Origin of the sequence: Actinoplanes sp. NPDC026623 (assembly GCF_040638275.1) — a bacterium.
Classification (GTDB): Bacteria; Actinomycetota; Actinomycetes; order Mycobacteriales; family Micromonosporaceae; genus Actinoplanes.
Genome location: NZ_JBEZXZ010000213.1, coordinates 1 through 14,972, shown reverse-complemented (window position 1 = coordinate 14,972; position 14,972 = coordinate 1). Strand labels below are relative to the sequence as shown.

Sequence of the window (14,972 nt, the reverse complement as noted above, 5' to 3'; positions counted from 1 at the left end):
GCCGTCGGCGTGGATGACGCGGCCGGGCTGGGCGGCGCGGTCACGGGCGTCTCGCGCGCGCCGGCGGAGCATGCGGTGGCCGGCAGCAGGGCCAGGGCGGCGACCAGGGCGAGGGCTCGGCGAGTCAAGATCACGTCGACAAAGCTAGCAACGCCCGCAAACTCCGCAGCGCAGGCAAATCGGCACGGAATGCGATCGCCGTCCGCGGGACATCGAAAAACTTCGTTAGGTCTATTTACTGTTAACAAGCTTTAACTTATGTTGAACGCAGCTGTCCCATTGGGCGAGATCGATGCCCACGGCAGGCCGGGAGCCCCCACCCCGGCCTGCCGGCCCCCATGAAGAGGAGCGCTTCATGAGACGAAGACTCACCCTGCCGCTGCTGACCGTCGCCACGGTCGGCGCCTCGCTGTTCATTGCCGTGGCGCCCGCCTTGGCGCACGGTTACATCTCCTCACCCCCCAGCCGCCAGGCCAACTGCGCCAGCGGCGCGGTGGCCAACTGCGGCGACATCATCTACGAACCGCAGAGCGTCGAGGCGCCCAAGGGCTCGACGCAGTGCAACGGCGGAGGCAGCCGCTTCGCCGTGCTCAACGACAACAGCAGGAACTGGCCCGCCGCCTCGGTCGGGTCGACGGTGACGTTCAACTGGGTGCTCACCGCCCGGCACTCCACCAGCACGTGGGAGTACTTCATCGGCGGCACCAGGCTGGCGTCGTTCAACGACAACGGCGCGCAGCCCGGCGCCACCAAGTCGCACACGGTCAGCATGGGCGGCTTCACCGGCCGGCAGACCGTGCTGGCCAGGTGGAACATCGCCGACACGGTCAACGCGTTCTACTCCTGCGTGGACCTCAACATCGGCGGTGGCGGCGGCAACCCGCCGACCACGCCGCCCACCACGCCGCCCACCACCAACCCGCCGACGCCGCCGCCCACGACGCCGCCGCCGGCCGGTGGCACCTGGCGGGCCGGCACCGCGTACGGGGTCGGCAACGTCGTCACCTACGGCGGCGCCTCGTACAGCTGCCGGCAGGCGCACACCGCGCTGGTCGGCTGGGAGCCGCCGAACGTTCCGGCGCTCTGGTCCCGGATCTGAACCGCATCATCGGGCGGGTCCACGGCCTCCGGCGTGGGCCCGTCCGGCTTTCCGCCCCGGGAGGGTTGACCGTGCGCCGCCTCTTCGCCGCCATGCTGTTGCTCGCCGCCCTGGCGGGCTGCTCCGCCGAGCCGGACCCGCCGCCGCCCGCCTTCAACGCCACCGACGTGATGTTCCTGCAGATGAGCCTCGACTACATCGGGCAGGGTGATCAGGTGCTCGACCTGGCCGAGCGCCGCGCCGGCGACCCGCGGGTGCGTGCCATCGCGATCGAGCTGCGCGGGCAGTGGCAGGACGAGTCGCAGACGATGCGGCGCTGGCTGGCCGGCTGGCAGCAGCCGCCGTCGGCGGATCCCGACGCCGGGGCCCACGCGGGCCACGGCGACCTGCACTCGTTGCGGCCCGCGGACCTCGCCGAACTGGACGCCGCCAAGGGCGCCGACTTCGACCGTACGGCGGTCAGCCTGCTCCTCGGGCACCTGCACAACTGCGTCGAGGTGACCCGGATGGAGGCGGCCGGCGGGCAGTACCCGCCCGCGAAGGCGCTCGCCGAGACGATGACGAGGCAGCGCCAGGGTCAGATCCAGCGGATGCTGATCCTGGCGGCGTAATCCTATCGGCACCCCTCCGCCCCTGCTTGAAGCTTCAATTTCGCAGTACGATGGTGCGCGTGACCGTCGACTCCGCCGGATCGCCCCGCTGGCTGAACGCGGGCGAACTACACTCCTGGCTGCCCATCGGCGGCCTGCTCCTCAAGCTGCCGGCCGCCCTGGACGCGCAGACGCTGCGCGACTCGGGCCTGAGCCACTTCGAATACCTCGTGCTCGCGAGCCTCTCCGAGGCGCCGGAACGCACCCGCCGGATGAGCGAGCTGGCCGCCCTGGCCAACGGCTCGCTGTCGCGACTGTCTCATGTGGTGAAGCGGCTCGAGAGGCGCGGCTGGATCGAGCGCAAGGCCTGCCCGTCGGACGGGCGATACACCAACGCGGTGCTCACCCCGGCCGGCTGGGAGAAGGTCCTGGCCAGCGCGCCCGGGCACGTCGAGGCGGTCCGGGCGCTCATCCTGGACGCACTGTCGCCCGAGGAGCTCGAGCGGTTCGGCGAGATGGCCCGGCGGATCTTGGACCGCCTCGGACCCGGGGACGCCCGCACCGCCTTCCCCGGCTGACGGATATCGTCACCGGCATGGCTGAGCTGATCGCGCCCACCTCCCGGCTGCATCGCGCGTGGCTGCGCTCCCGCGACGAGTGGGGCCGCGACGCACACCAGGACGGCGCCGGCCTGCGCCCGGGCGACGAGGTCGAGACCCCGGACGGCTTCTCCGCCTGGGTGCGCCGGCTGCTGCGCGAGTCGGACCCGGCGATCGCCGCGCCCGAGGGCTGGGTGCACTGCACCTACTGGTGGATCGTCGAGGACGACGAGGTGCTCGGCGCGATCGCGCTGCGCCACGAGCTCAACGACTTCCTCGAGCGCGCCGGCGGTCACATCGGCTACGGCGTACGCCCGTCGGCCCGGCGCCGCGGCCTGGCCTCGGCCGCGCTCGGCGAGGTGCTGAGCCACGCGAGGAAGCTCGGCCTGGACCGGGTGCTGATCACCTGCCAGGTCGGCAACGAGGGCTCACGCCGCACGATCGAGCGCAACGGCGGCGAGCTGGCGGACATCCGCGACACGGAGATCGGCCGGCTGCGCCGCTACTGGATCGAGCTGCCCGGCTGACCGTCAGCCGACCAGCCGGCGCTCCCAGGCCCAGGCGGCGATCTCCACCCGGTTGCGGGCGCCCAGCTTGCTCTGCACGCTGCCCAGGTGGGTCTTGACCGTGCCGACCGAGATGAACAGCCGGGTGGCGATCTCCGCGTTCGTCAGGCCGCGGGCCGCCAGCTTCACCACGTCCAGCTCGCGCGGCGAGAGGCCGCCGTCGTCGCCGGCCGGTGCCGGCGGCGAGAGGTGCTCCAGCAGCCGTACGGTGATCGACGGGCTGATCAGCGCGTCGCCCGACACCGCCGCCCGGACCGCCTCCACCAGCAGCGCCGGGCCCGAGTCCTTCAGCAGGAAGCCGGCCGCGCCGTTGCGCAGCGCCTGGTGCACGTACTCGTCGAGGTCGAAGGTCGTCACCACGACCACCTTGATGGGATCCGCGACGCCCGGGCCGGCGAGCAGCCGCAGGGCCTCGAGGCCGTCCATCCGGGGCATCCGGATGTCGAACAGCGCCACGTCCGGCCGCAGCTTGCGGGCCATCGCCACCGCCTCGACGCCGTCGGCCGCCTCGCCGACCAGCTCCATGTCGGGCTGCGCGCCGATGATCATGCCGAAGCCGGTACGCACCATCGCCTGGTCGTCGGCGATCATCACGCGGATCACCGCGCCACCTCCTGGTCGAGCGGCAGGGCCGCGTCGACCACCCAGCCTCCGTCGATGCCCGGCCCGGCGGAGATGCGCCCGCCGACCGCGCGGACCCGTTCCGTCAGGCCCACGAGACCGTACCCCGGCGCCTCCCGGGGCGTGGCGGCGCGCGGTGCCGCGCCGTCGTTCGCCACCCGGACCAGCAGCCAGTCGGGGGTACGGCGCACCCACACGTCCGCGACCCGGGCGCCCTGCGCGTGCCGGCGGATGTTCGTCAGCGCCTCCATCACCACCCGGTACGCCGAGGTGGACACCTCCACCGGGATGCCGATCGTGCTCCCGTCCACGTGCAGCCGGGCCAGGACCCCGCCCGAGTTGCCGAACTGTTCGAGCAGCGACCCGAGCTCGTCCACCCCGGCCAGCGGCGCGAGCGGCGCGTCGGGCTGGGCGTTCGGGTCGCGCAGCACGCCGACCATCCGGCGCATCGACGCCATCGTCTCGGCGCCGGCCGCCTCGATCTGCTCCAGGGCGAGCATCACCCGCTTGGGGTCCTGCTCGGCGACGAACCGGGCGCCCTGCGCCTGCACGACGATGCCGGTCACGTGGTGGGCGATGAAATCGTGCAGGTCGCGGGCGAACTCGGCGCGCTGCTCGGCCCGTACCGAATCCATCGCCCGCTGCCGGGTCGAATCGATCGTGCGCAGGTAGACGGCGACGGCGATGATCGCGGCCGCCGCCAGCCCCAGTGCCAGGCCGATGATGACGTACTCGGACGACAGGCCGCCGCGCAGCGGCAGGAAGCCGATCGCCATGCCGAGCAGCAGCACGGCGCCGACCGCCCACTGCGCGTCGCCGCGGCGGGTGACGACGAACGTGACGCCGAGCAGGCCGACCGCCTCGGCCATGCCGAAGCTGCCGCCGGTGCCGCCGAGGACCCCGCCGACCGCGATCGTCAGCAGCAGGGAGAACCCGGCGAGCAGCATCGCCATCTTCGGCAGCCGCGTCGATCCCTGCCGGTGCCGGGGCAGCCAGACCAGGGCGGTCGCCACGGCGCTGAAGACCAGCACCGGCGCCAGCAGCAGGTCGCGGCCGCTGGTCAGGCCGGTCACGGCGACCAGGTCGGCCAGGCCGAGGGCGGCCATCAGCGCCAGGGCGGCGACCTGGCCGGCATGGAACAGAAGATTATTTCGCGTCAACATCGTGACCCAGCGTAACCGCTGGTCAACGCCCCTCCATCGGCCGAAAGTCAGACCCGGGCCTGGCCGTTGTCCCCGCTGCGGACCGATGCGCGCGCCGGTCCGCTGCCATCAGGATTCTCCCAGTTTCGCCGATCCCGGCGTCCGCGCCGACCCCGCCCTCGGAGGCACCTGATGAGAACGCAGTCCCCGGCCGCCATGCCGGCCACGCCGCCACCGGCCGGCCCGGACGACGGCATGACCGCCGTCGCGGCGGTGAACCTGGTCAAGGTGTACGGCAGCGGAGACACCGCGGTGCGAGCCCTGGACGGTGTCACCGTCGGCTTCGCCCGCGCCCAGTTCACCGCGATCATGGGCCCGTCCGGCTCCGGCAAGTCGACGCTCATGCACTGCCTCGCCGGGCTGGACACGGCGACCTCCGGCCGGGCCCTGCTGGGCGGCACCGACCTGACGGCGCTCGGCGACAAGGTGCTCACCAAGGTCCGCCGCGAGCGGATCGGCTTCGTGTTCCAGTCGTACAACCTGCTGCCGCAGCTCACCGCCGAGCAGAACATCACCCTGCCGCTCGACCTGGCCGGCAAGCGCGCCGAACACGGCCTGCTCGCCCACCTCGCCGACGTGCTCGGCATCACCGGGCGCCTGGCGCACCGGCCCAGCGAGCTCTCGGGCGGCCAGCAGCAGCGGGTCGCGGTGGCCCGCGCGCTGGTCTCCCGCCCCGAGGTGGTCTTCGCCGACGAGCCGACCGGCAACCTGGACTCGCGCTCCGGCGCCGAGGTGCTGTCGTTCCTGCGCAACTCGGTGCGCGAGCTCGGCCAGACCATCGTCATGGTCACCCACGACCCGACCGCGGCCGCGTACGCCGACCGGGTGGTGCTGCTCGCCGACGGCGCGGTCGCCGGCGACCTGGACCGGCCCGGCCACGCCGAGATCGCCGACGCCCTGCGGGACCTCGGAGCGCACCGATGACCGTGCTGCAGACCCAGCTGACCGGCGTCGCCCGGCGCCCGGCCCGGCTGCTGCTGACCGGCCTCGCCATGCTGGTCGCGTCCTTCGTGGTCTTCGCGACCGTGCTCGCACAGCAGATCGCCGAGCGCACGATGCTCGACGGCCTCAGCGGCACCCCCGCGGCCGCCGACCTCGTCGTCGGCGGCGAGAACACCGGCAACCCTGCCCGCCTCACCCCTGACGACCTGGCGAAACTCAAGGCGGTGCCCGGCGTCGCCGAGGCGGTGGGCCGGGTCGACACCACCGGACAGGCCGGCGGGCAGTACCTGAATCTGACGGCGGACCCGGGCAGCGGCCCGCTCGCGATCACCCACGTCACCCAGGGCCGGTTCCCGGCGGCGCCGGGGGAGATCGCGGTCAGCCCCCGCACCGCGGACCGGATGGGCCTGCCGGTCGGCACCGCCGTCACCCTCTTCACGTCCTGGGACGACGAGGGCGAACCGATCAAGCCGGTGAAGTTCACCGTCACCGGCCTGGTCGACGCCCGCGACGACTACGGCTTCACCGGGTACGCGCCGGAGAGCACCGTCGCGGCGCTGGTGCCCGACGGCCTGCTGTCACGGGCGGAACTGCGGTTCCGGCCCGGCGCCGACGCGGCCGCGGTGCGGTCCGCGGTGGACCGGATCGTGCAATCCGGCCCGGCACCCGGCGAGGGCTTCGAACGCCCGCGGGTACGCACCGGCGCCGAGGTCCGCACCGCCGAGGCCAACGAGGCCGCGTCCGGCCTGGACGCCCTCTTCGCGGTGGTCGCCATGTTCGTCGCCATCGCCGTGGTCGCCGCCGGCCTGGTCGCCACGTCCACCTTCCGGATCGTCTTCGCACAGCGGATGCGCCAGCTGGCGCTGCTGCGGGCAGTCGGCGCCGGGCGCGGCTCCATCAGCCGGGCGCTGGCGGCCGAGGGCGCCCTGACCGGCCTCGTCGCCGGACTGGCCGGCGTCCTGGGCGCACTAGCCGTCGGCCACGCGCTGCCGCCGATCCTGCGCGGCTTCGACCTCAGCGTCGCCTCGCCCGGCTGGCCGGTGCTGCCCGCGATCGGGGTGCTGCTGCTGTCCGTGACCATCACCGTGCTGGCCGTGCTCGCCCCGGCCTTCTCGGCCGCCCGGGTCGCGCCGCTCGAGGCGCTGCGCGCGGCCAGCACCACCGGCGGCAGGCGCGACATCGGCAGGCTGCGCTGGGTGTTCGGGCTGCTGCTCGCGCTGGGTGCGGCGGGCTCGGCCGGGTACGTCATCACCAACCTGCCGGGCCGCGACGAGCGGGACTACAGCGTGGAGCCGATGCTGTTCATGGTCGTCGTCTCGGGGGCGCTCGCCTTCTTCGCGCTGATGGCGCTCGGGCCGGTGCTGGTGCGGCCGGTGCTCGCGGGCGTCGGCTGGCCGCTGCGGCGCCTCGGCGCGATCGGCCGGCTCGCGGTCGGCGGGGTCGGCGGCGCGCCCCGGCGGGCCGCCGCGGTGTCCGTGGTCGTGGCGCTGGGCGTGACCCTGATCGCCGGGCTCGTGGTGACCGGGGCCTCCGTGCGGGTCCTCGCCGACCGGGAACTGGCGTCGACGGTGCCCGCCGACTACGAGGTGACCGCCAACGGCGACGACCCGCTGCCGGCCGCCGTGTACGACCAGGCGAAGGCCAGCACCGACCTGGCGCACGTCACCCCGTACCGGCGGCTGGAGGACGTGCTGATCGGCGGCTCGGAAACCAAGCTCGCCGTCACCGACCTGGTCATGCGGCAGCTGCCGACGCTCGACAAGATCGACGTCTCGGCCGGTTCGCTCGCGGACCTCGGCCCCGGCAAGGTCGCCATCTCGGGCTTCACCACCGACCTCACCGGCCTGAAGGTCGGCGACACCACCACCTTGAAGGCCGGCGACAGGACGGCCCGGGTCCAGGTCGTGGCCACCCTGCCGGACGGGGCGCCGCTGCACTCGTACCTGGTGCTGGACCCGAGCGACCTCACCAGGCTCGGCGCGCCGGCCGGCTACTCGGGGCTGCTCGCCGACGCGGCCAAGACCGGTGAGGCCGGCCGCACCGCCGGGCAGAAGGCGCTGCAGCAGCTCACCCAGGGGCGTGCCGGGCTGGGCGTCGCCGTCCTGGCCGACGAACGCGACCAGCTCAACCTGGTCCTCGACGGCGTCCTCGCGGTGGCCCTGGGCCTGATCGGGCTGACCGTGCTGATCGCGGTCGTCGGCGTCGGCACGACCACGGCGCTGTCGGTGGTGGAACGGGTCCGGGAATCCGGCCTGCTGCGCGCGGTCGGCCTGTCCCGCGGCGGCCTGCGGGCGATGCTCACCATGGAGTCCAGCCTGTACGGCGTCATCGGCGCCACGATCGGCCTGCTGCTCGGCGTCCCGTACGCGTGGCTTTCGATCAAGGCGCTGGGGGTGAACGCGCCGCTGACGCTGCCGGCGTGGCAGCTGATCGCGGTCTTCGTCGCCCTGGTCGCCTTCACGGCGCTGGCCGGCGTGCTGCCCGCGCGCAAGGCCTCGCGGGTCAGCCCGGTCGCCGCCCTGGCCACCGACGGCTGACGCTCGCGCCACCCCCGGCGGTTTCGGCCGCCGGGGGTGACCGTTGTCCTCGACGCCGTGCCGGCCACCCTTGTCAGGGGGTCAATGCGAGGCGTCATACAGGCCGAATTCCTGCTCGTCCGGCGCCTCGAAGTGGCGCCGCCACCCGTCGATGTCCGAGCGCCGGATGGGCGGGTCCTCCCTGGCGCGTGCGTGGATCCGGCGCCAGAGCTCGTCATCCGGGGCATCCAGGTACAGCAGATGCACCGCGGCCCCGAGCTCCCGTGCCCGGCGCCTGAGCGCATCACGCTCCGACCGGGCCCACGTTCCCCATTCAATGATCGCCGTACCGCCGAGGAGCAGGAGCTCCTCGGCCACCGACCATTGAAGCGCCTCCACCCGCTCCCGCATGGGGCCATCCCACAGGCTGACGCCAAGCGCCGTCATCCACTCATCAGGTCCGAGCCGCAGGCCACCCCGGCGAACGGCTATTTCCTTGGCCTTGGTCGTCTTCCCGCTCCCCGGCAGCCCGCAGACGATGACGAGCAGACCTCCCGATGGTGCACCGTCCGGATGTCCGGCACCGTCCCTGGTCACCCGGGCCATTGTCCTCGTTGCGCATCGCGGGCGACCGCCCGCCCAACCATCCTGAAATCGAACGTCTGCCCGCACGAGGCTTCACCGAGACCGCCAGAGCTGACCGTCACCACGCCCGCCTCAGCAACCGGCCAATTGCCGTTACTCGGGCTCATCCAGCGACTCTGCCGGAGCACCGCGTAGGTGCCGTCGGTAGAACGGCTCGCGGAAGGGGAGATCGAACCGTTCGCCGTCCACGCACACCGTTGCCGGCTGAGCCACGGTGTGCCACTCGCAGGCCCACAGCCGCCCCAGCAGCAGCACCGACGGACGTGTCCCATCGGCGAGTACGACGCTCGGCGCGGTGCTGCCGGGTAGCTCACCGTAGACCAGCCACCACGCCGTGACACCGCCCCACCCGTCCACCGCAAGCAAAATGCCACCCACAACCCGCAGGATTCGTCAGGCCACCGTGTAATGCGTGACGATCTCCTCGCGACCGATCAGATAACGCTCGTCCTCCGGATAGAAGACAGCCCGGGAGATGTCGTCACCGGCAAAACCGCGGATCGCCTCCGCCGACTCCCACCAGCTCAGCGTGACCACCTCGGTCCGGCCGTCCCCAAGGTCGCGGATCCACATCTGCGCGTCGATGTTGCCCGGCGTCCGGCGGTAGCCGGCGATGCCGGTCCGGTTGATGTAGTCGACGTATTCGCCTGCCCCGTCGGTCGCGACCCAGCCGCGCCACATGCGTGCGATCATCCCTGCAAGCGTAGACCCGATTCTCGGCGGGTTCAGCCCCCGGCGGCGAGGTGATCGTGGACGACTGGCCCCTGTTCGGGCTGCGATTGCGGTGCGGTGAAGTCACGCTCCGGCCCGTACGCGAAGAAGATCTGCCGTTTCTCGCGTCCATTCTGCCCGACGACTTCGAGCAGGATCCCCGCCTCGAACCTCTTCCCGGTCTCGGCGCCGCGGCGGATCGGCGCAGGCTGTTCTGTCAGGAGTACTGGCGTGCGCTGGGCACCTGGTCACCGTCGTCGTGGAAGCTGCACCTGGCCGTCGGGTTCGACGGGGAGACGGTCGGCGTGCAGACGCTCGAGGGTGACGACTTCCCGGCGTTGCGGACCGTCGACTCGGCGTCCTGGCTGACGCGCCGGGTGCGCGGCCGCGGGCTGGGGGTGGCGATGCGCACGGCGGCGCTCGGGCTGGCCTTCGAAAGGATGGGCGCGGTCGCCGCGGTCTCCTCCGCGATGCCGGCGAACGCGGCCTCGCTGGGGGTCTCGCGGCATCTCGGATACCTGGAGAACGGGGTCGGTCTGGTCGTGGCGCCGGGCGGCCGGGTGGTCGAGCTTCGGCACCTGCGCCTCACCGCGGACCGGTGGCGATCGGCGGGACACGAGGTCTCGGTGTCGGGCTTCGAGGCCTGCCGCCCCTGGTTCGGCCTGGTCTGACCGGGGCGCGATCGTCGGGTCGCGCCCCGGCCGCAGAGGCTTCAGCGATCGTCGTCCGCGTCCCCGCCGAACCAGGAGGCCGCCGCAGCCGGCTCGTCGTCGTGCCGCCGGGTCTGCGCGGGCGCGGGCGCGGCGTGGCCGCGAGCAGGCGCGGCATCCGGGCGGCCGTAGCCGTCACGGAGGCGTGGCCCACCCTCGGGCAGCCCGAACGACACCTCGGCCTCGGGATACGGCGCGACCGGTGGCATGGTGGCGCCGGGCCCGCCCGAGGCGGACCAGGGTGCCGCCTGGTCGCGGTCCGGCGTCCATGATCCCCCGTCGGCATGGTTCCCGGTCGGCACCGGCGGCGCCGCGTAGTACCCGTCCGTATCCCAGGGCGGTACGGGCTGGTCGGCGGCCCGGTGGCTGGGCGTTCGATGAGGATCCGCGGGCGGTTCCGAGGCGTCCGGGACGTCGTCGGTCGCGACCGAGGCGGCGACCGAGTCGGGCTCGAGCCCGAACCCGTTGGAACGCGTCCGTCCACTTCGCGCAGCGGGCGCGGCAGCAGCCGCCGCCGGCTCCGGCGCCGGGCGGCGGCGGGCGTTGAGCGGCCACAACGTGGGGCGGCGCCGCGCCGCCACGTCCTCGACCCAGCCGAGCGCCAGCACCGCCAGCATCGTCAGCGCCAGCGACGCGGCCAGGTCGACCGGGCCGTCCAGGATGTCGAGATCGTCCAGGGTCAGCACGGTCAGCACCGGCCAGATCGCCGCGATCGCGATGTTGTGCCACAGGTAGATCGTCACCGCGCGGGCGTTCAGGAAGTTGACCGCGCCGTCGAGCACCGGATTCTTCGCCAGCCAGGACATGTCGGGCTGCCACCGCAGCGCCAGCAGGACGAACGCCAGGGACCACAACGCCTGCGACTCCGACACGTCGTTCAGGTCGTAGCCGTCCTCGCCGGCGTGCCCGCGCAGCCAGTACAGCGCCGCGCAGCCCAGGACCGTCGACGCGCCGAGCACCACCACCGGGCGCAGGCGGGCCAGGCGGCCGTCGTGATGGGCGAAGCCGGCGATCCAGCATGCACCGTAGGTCGCGAAGTCCCACATCGCCGTGTCCGCGCGCCCGAACGGCAGCGAGAATCCGGTCTTGTCGAGGATCGCGATTCCGGCGATCGGCGCGGCCACGGCGGCCCAGCCGATCTTTTTGTACGCCAGATACAGCAGCGGCGACATCACCACGAACCAGAGGTACGCCCGGATGTACCAGAGCGGTTCCCACACGTCGATGCCGCGTTCGCTGCCGGGCGGGTCGCCGATCGGCAGGAGCCACAGGCCCAGCTTCCAGCTCAGCGGCTCGTGGCCGTCCTCGTTGGTCCAGCCGAGGTACAGCATCGCCGGCACCGTGATCAGCGCGAGCGCCCAGAGCGGCGGCAGCAGGCGGCGCAGCCGGGATGCGATCACGTCGCCCGCCGACCGTCTGTCCAGCGACGCCGCGGTCAGCGATCCCGCGAGGGCGAACATGATGCCCATCGCGGGCAGCAGGATCGACAGCCAGGGCCAGCCGAACAGGTGGTAAACGATCACTCGGACGATGGCGGCGGCCCGGAGCAGGTCCAGGTAACGATTGCGCACCGCAGAACGCTAGCCATCGACCGCCCCGCCGAAGAACCTCCGCAACGGCTCTCATGTAGACCCGCGCGGGTTACCCCGAAGGGATGAAGTGTCCGGTTCCGCGGTGCGATTGTGCGTTCCGCGTGATCCATCGTGGTGGGCATAACCGCAGGCCAGAGCGCATGATGACAGAAATGGTGCCAGTGTGTGGCGCGAACCCCCGGCAGTCACCCCATGGATGGTCGTGACGTTGGTCCATCTTGAGGGCGGCGCGCACGGGGCGCGGCGCCACGAGCAAGAGGGAGAAAACGGGATGCGCAGACCTGCTCTCGTAGCGGCCGCCGCGATGTCGGCGGTCCTGGCCGGCGGGATCATGGTGGCCACCTCCGCGGACGCGGAGGAGACTCCGGACACCCCGGCGGTCCCGTCGATCCAGTGGCCCGGCCTTCCGACGATGCCGCAGCTTCCCGGCCTGGACGACGTGGCGAACGCACCCGTCGTACCGATTGTTCCGGGTGACGATGACGCTCAGGACGAGCCGGACGGTCAGGGCAAGCCCGTCGGCGGTGTGATCCCGGCCCGGCCGGGTGGCGTCGCGAGGCCGGCGGCGACCGCCGCGATCGACGGGTCGGACGACGATTCCGCCGACGGGGACGACTCGGCCGAGCCCGTCCCCGACGCGGACGACCCGGCGGCGCGGCCCGCCATCGACGACGACAAGCGGAACAAGGTGAATCGGGCGGACCGGCCCGCGGCGGCGCACCGGGACGTCACGGACAGCCAGGCGCTGTCCCCGGACCCGCTCAGCCCGGTCCAGCAGCAGGCGCTCGACCTGGTCAATCAGAACCGCCGGCGCAGCGGCTGCGACGAGGTGACAGTCGACCGCCGGCTGATCCTGGCCGCGAACCGGCACGCCGCCGACATGGCCCGCCGTGGCTACTTCGCACACGAGGACACCCGCGGCGAACGCGCCGGCGACCGGGTCGAGGACGCGGGCTACCGGTGGTCACGCTACGGCGAGAACATCGCCCGGGGCCAGGAGAGCGTCTTCGAGGTCGTCGACGGGTGGATGCACAGCCCGGAGCACCGCGAGAACATCCTGGATTGCAAGCTGCACCAGGTCGGCCTCGGCCTGGCCTTCGCCGGGGACCGCACCGCCTACTGGGTGCAGGACTTCGCGACGCCCCAGTGACCTGTAGGCCCCCCAGCTTCTGACGTCCCGGATTCGCGCCACAGTCAACCGGATGATCTTCCCAGGTGCACAGGTGTGCTTCGATGTGCGCACACAAACTCCTGGGGAGGACCATTTTGGGAGGGCAGCGGGTTTCCGCACGCCTCGCCGCGGCCGTCATGGCCGTGGCGGTGGGCGGTGGGCTCGGGGCTGTCGCTCTGGCTCCGGTCGCGGCTGGCGCCGCGGTCCGGCCGGTCGGCGCGGCACCGATTACCGCCGTCGTCGTCACGAAGGCCGCCGCGGCTTCGTGTGCGACGGGCAAGTATCAGAAGCAGGTCGAGGGCTACCTCAAGAAGATCGGTGGCTACGGCACCGTCAAGGTCGACGGCAAGCAGTCCGCCGCCGACTGCAAGGCGATCAAGAAGTTCCAGAGCCGCTTCGGCATCAAGCCGGCGGCGGGTCTGGCCGGCCCCACCACGTACGGGGTGGCCAAGCGTCTCGCCAACACCTCGACGTCGAAGTGCAAGGCCAAGAAGTCGGGCTACACGTTCTGCGTGGACCTGACGCACCAGACGACCTGGGTGATGAAGAGCGGCAAGGTCTACGCCAAGCCGACGGTCACCCGGACCGGAATGAAGGGCTACCGGACGCCGGCCGGCACCTTCAAGATCAACAAGCGCACCAAGAAGGAATGGTCCGACCCGTACGACGTGTGGCTGCCGTACTGGCAGCGCTTCGTCGGCGGCCGGGGCTTCCACCAGACGACCACGTACATCCACGACGCGTGGCGTGGCTCACACGGTTGCGTCAATCTGCTGCCGTCGGACGCCAAGAAGTACTACGGCATCGGCAAGATCGGCATGACGGTGAAGGTGATCGGCCGGCGACCCGGCACCTGATCCGAGCAGTGGTGTGACGAAGGCCCGCCGGCGACAGCCGGCGGGCCTCGCCGCGTCTCAGGCGGCGCGTCCCGGGTGTGCCAGCCGGGCGTGGGTGGTGAGGACGTCGAAGCGGGTGAACGCCTTCTCGTCGCCGTTCGCCGTCAGCACCCGCAGGCCCTCGCGGGTGAGTGTGTAGGTGACGTCGGTGAAGTGGCTGACCGTGTCGTCGTGGTGCATCACCGTCAGCTCGTCGGCGCGCAGCATGGCGGTGGTGTCGGGTAAACCGTGGAGCGACATGGTCCCGTCCTTCGGTACGCGGATCCGGCAGGTGATCTGCATTACGGGCGCCGGGGGCGCTCGGTTCAGTCGGCGGCCGATCACGGCGTGCCGGCGGCCCACCGGTCGGGGCCGCAGATCAGCGTCGCGCAGGCCCGTGAGCAGCGCAGTCGCCCACCTGTCGGACCTCGCGCGGATAACCGACATCCCGCCGGTATCTAAGCCTGCCTGACCGATATCGATCAGCGGGTCCGCTCGGGTCGGCGACGACCGGGACCTTCGGCGGCGGCCCGGATTAGAGTGACGCTCGTGTTCCGCCCCCGACGTCGAGCCGCTGCCCTGGCAGTCGCCTGCCTCCTGTTGCCGCCGCTGACCGCCGCCTCCTGCGGCGACGAGCCGTCCGGGGTCACCCTGGGCTCGGCCTCCCTCGGCACCGTGCGGGAGATCGTCGAGGCGTCCGGCTCGGTCACCGCCCGCGCCGCGGCCACGATCAGCTCGCCCGCGGCGGGCACCCTTGCCGAGCTGCGCTTCGACGCCGGCGACAAGGTGATCAAGGGCCAGGTCGTCGCGGTGATCGACTCGCCCGCGACCGCCCGGCGCCTCGCCGACGCGGCCCGGGCCGTGGACGCGGCCGCCGGGGGCGGCGTCTCGACCGGCGGCGGCACCGCCGGCTTCCGGGCCGTGCAGCGCCGCACCGACGCCAGCGCGGACAGGGCCTTCCTCGCCGCCCGCGACGCGGCCGGCAGGGTGGCCGACGCCGAGCTCAGGGCGGCCCTGCTGACCCAGGTCAAGGCCGCCCGGCAGCAGTACCGGGCCGCCTCCGAGGCCGCCGGCGCCGCCGTGCGCTCGGTGCAGCGCGGCGTCGCGAGCCTGGGCGACGCGGTCAACGCGCT

Annotated in this window: 17 protein-coding genes; 10 read left to right on the top strand and 7 right to left on the bottom strand. The window is 72.5% G+C overall.

The genetic code is table 11. The features are described 5' to 3' along the window. The first annotated feature begins 355 nt into the window (after positions 1–355). The 4 genes from AB0F10_RS38070 to AB0F10_RS38055 all read left to right on the top strand — a co-directional run bounded on the left by AB0F10_RS38070 (position 356) and on the right by AB0F10_RS38055 (position 2,815). Positions 356–1,099: a lytic polysaccharide monooxygenase gene (locus AB0F10_RS38070; RefSeq protein WP_360636919.1), complete on the top strand. Its 744-nt coding sequence runs from the start codon at positions 356–358 to the stop codon at positions 1,097–1,099. Positions 1,100–1,170: 71 nt separating this feature from the next. After that, entirely contained in the window at positions 1,171–1,710 is a 540-nt protein-coding gene (locus AB0F10_RS38065; RefSeq protein ID WP_360636916.1) for a DUF305 domain-containing protein, read from the top strand. A gap of 59 nt (positions 1,711–1,769) precedes the next feature. Next, complete coding sequence (locus tag AB0F10_RS38060; protein ID WP_360636913.1) at positions 1,770–2,267, top strand: MarR family winged helix-turn-helix transcriptional regulator; 498 nt, start codon at positions 1,770–1,772, stop codon at positions 2,265–2,267. Positions 2,268–2,284: 17 nt separating this feature from the next. Further along, a complete protein-coding gene (locus AB0F10_RS38055) occupies positions 2,285–2,815 on the top strand; it encodes a GNAT family N-acetyltransferase (protein ID WP_360636910.1) in 531 nt (176 codons plus the stop codon). A 3-nt stretch (positions 2,816–2,818) separates the two neighbouring features. Here AB0F10_RS38055 and AB0F10_RS38050 read toward each other — a convergent pair whose 3' ends face one another. Both AB0F10_RS38050 and AB0F10_RS38045 read right to left on the bottom strand, forming a co-directional pair. Further along, complete coding sequence (locus AB0F10_RS38050; protein ID WP_360636907.1) at positions 2,819–3,457, bottom strand: response regulator transcription factor; 639 nt, start codon at positions 3,455–3,457, stop codon at positions 2,819–2,821. Continuing rightward, positions 3,454–4,638, bottom strand: coding sequence for a histidine kinase (locus tag AB0F10_RS38045; RefSeq protein ID WP_360636904.1), 1,185 nt, complete (start codon positions 4,636–4,638; stop codon positions 3,454–3,456). Before AB0F10_RS38045 ends, AB0F10_RS38050 begins: the two co-directional genes overlap by 4 nt. 234 nt (positions 4,639–4,872) lie before the next feature. Here AB0F10_RS38045 and AB0F10_RS38040 point away from each other — a divergent pair, with 234 nt between their 5' ends. Together AB0F10_RS38040 and AB0F10_RS38035 are read left to right on the top strand one after the other, a co-directional pair. Beyond that, positions 4,873–5,601: an ABC transporter ATP-binding protein gene (locus AB0F10_RS38040; RefSeq protein WP_360636927.1), complete on the top strand. Its 729-nt coding sequence runs from the start codon at positions 4,873–4,875 to the stop codon at positions 5,599–5,601. Then, a complete protein-coding gene (locus AB0F10_RS38035) occupies positions 5,598–8,156 on the top strand; it encodes an FtsX-like permease family protein (protein WP_360636901.1) in 2,559 nt (852 codons plus the stop codon). The genes AB0F10_RS38040 and AB0F10_RS38035 overlap by 4 nt, the downstream gene beginning before the upstream one ends. A gap of 81 nt (positions 8,157–8,237) precedes the next feature. Here the strand turns inward: AB0F10_RS38035 and AB0F10_RS38030 are convergent, their stop codons facing one another. The 3 genes from AB0F10_RS38030 to AB0F10_RS38020 form a co-directional block, all read right to left on the bottom strand. Further along, complete coding sequence (locus AB0F10_RS38030) at positions 8,238–8,732, bottom strand: ATP-binding protein (RefSeq protein ID WP_360636898.1); 495 nt, start codon at positions 8,730–8,732, stop codon at positions 8,238–8,240. Between the two features lie 141 nt (positions 8,733–8,873). Next, complete coding sequence (locus AB0F10_RS38025) at positions 8,874–9,158, bottom strand: hypothetical protein (RefSeq protein ID WP_360636895.1); 285 nt, start codon at positions 9,156–9,158, stop codon at positions 8,874–8,876. Between the two features lie 15 nt (positions 9,159–9,173). After that, a complete protein-coding gene (locus AB0F10_RS38020) occupies positions 9,174–9,473 on the bottom strand; it encodes a hypothetical protein (protein ID WP_360636892.1) in 300 nt (99 codons plus the stop codon). Positions 9,474–9,529: 56 nt separating this feature from the next. Here AB0F10_RS38020 and AB0F10_RS38015 point away from each other — a divergent pair, with 56 nt between their 5' ends. Next, a complete protein-coding gene (locus AB0F10_RS38015; protein WP_360636889.1) occupies positions 9,530–10,162 on the top strand; it encodes a GNAT family protein in 633 nt (210 codons plus the stop codon). A 41-nt stretch (positions 10,163–10,203) separates the two neighbouring features. Here AB0F10_RS38015 and AB0F10_RS38010 read toward each other — a convergent pair whose 3' ends face one another. Further along, positions 10,204–11,772 carry an acyltransferase family protein gene (locus tag AB0F10_RS38010; protein ID WP_360636886.1) on the bottom strand — a complete coding sequence of 523 codons (1,569 nt, stop codon included), beginning with the start codon at positions 11,770–11,772 and terminating at the stop codon, positions 10,204–10,206. 292 nt (positions 11,773–12,064) lie between these two features. Between AB0F10_RS38010 and AB0F10_RS38005 the strand changes: the two genes are divergently transcribed. Together AB0F10_RS38005 and AB0F10_RS38000 are read left to right on the top strand one after the other, a co-directional pair. Continuing rightward, entirely contained in the window at positions 12,065–12,943 is an 879-nt protein-coding gene (locus AB0F10_RS38005) for a CAP domain-containing protein (RefSeq protein ID WP_360636883.1), read from the top strand. Between the two features lie 158 nt (positions 12,944–13,101). Then, complete coding sequence (locus AB0F10_RS38000) at positions 13,102–13,821, top strand: L,D-transpeptidase family protein (RefSeq protein ID WP_360636924.1); 720 nt, start codon at positions 13,102–13,104, stop codon at positions 13,819–13,821. 57 nt (positions 13,822–13,878) lie between these two features. On the opposite strand, the gene AB0F10_RS37995 is transcribed toward AB0F10_RS38000, so the two are convergent. After that, entirely contained in the window at positions 13,879–14,100 is a 222-nt protein-coding gene (locus AB0F10_RS37995) for a hypothetical protein (RefSeq protein ID WP_360636880.1), read from the bottom strand. A gap of 288 nt (positions 14,101–14,388) precedes the next feature. Here AB0F10_RS37995 and AB0F10_RS37990 point away from each other — a divergent pair. Beyond that, positions 14,389–14,972: biotin/lipoyl-binding protein (locus AB0F10_RS37990; RefSeq protein WP_360636877.1), on the top strand; the 584-nt coding region annotated here is incomplete at its 3' end.